Below are 795 nucleotides of genomic sequence, written 5' to 3' on the forward strand. Positions count from 1 at the left end.
CCTCTTCTCCCTAAGTTCCTGCCAAAAGTTAACCCCAATAATTCCAGATAGAGAAATCACCATAATTGCGATCGCCCAAAACCACGCTTCGTTCATCGCTCCCGCTTCCACAGCAAAATAAATTGCCATTGGGATTGTCTGCGTTTGTCCAGGAATGTTACCAGCCAGCATTAATGTTGCGCCGAATTCTCCTAAAGCACGGGCAAAGGCCAGGGTTGTGGCAGCTAAAATACCAGGTAGTGCTAGGGGTAAACTAATACGCCAAAAAATTGTCCTTTCCGTTGCACCAAGGGTTCTGGCTACTCGTAGGAGATTGCTGTCTATTTGTTCAAAGGCTCCCAGTGCAGTTTTATACATTAACGGAAAAGAAACGACTGTAGCCGCGATCGCTGCACCATACCAAGTGAAGACAATGGTGAAGTCGAAAGTCTGCATTAATTTCCCTACAGGGCCATTTTTCCCAAAAAACAGCAACAACAAAAAACCTACAACTGTGGGCGGTAAAATCAAAGGAGCAATAAAGATACCTTCAATCAAAGATTTTCCTTTGCCACGATATCCCAACATCCAGTAGGCAGCAGCAATGCCCAAAAAGAAAGTAATAAATGTCGCAAGTAATGAAGTTTTCAGTGATATCCAAAGCGGCGATAAATCCAATGGCATAGTTGCGTAGGGAAAAATTAGCTCAACTAATCCCTAATTTACCAACTTTAGTTTCAAAAAGTTGGTAAAAGTTGGTAAATTATACCAATTTGAAAAAATAATGCAACACATAGACAAGACCCCTCCCCAACC

1 protein-coding gene is annotated in these 795 nt (G+C 42.3%); it reads right to left on the reverse strand.

Going from position 1 to position 795, the window contains the following annotated elements:
* Nucleotides 1-663 (reverse strand): molybdate ABC transporter permease subunit (gene modB, locus GNE10_RS34905; protein WP_185570558.1); only part of this gene is annotated, 663 nt, incomplete at its 3' end.
* Nucleotides 664-795 lie beyond the last annotated feature (132 nt).

This window comes from Nostoc sp. 2RC (assembly GCF_014222165.1).
In the GTDB taxonomy this organism is placed as follows: domain Bacteria; phylum Cyanobacteriota; class Cyanobacteriia; order Cyanobacteriales; family Nostocaceae; genus Nostoc; species Nostoc linckia.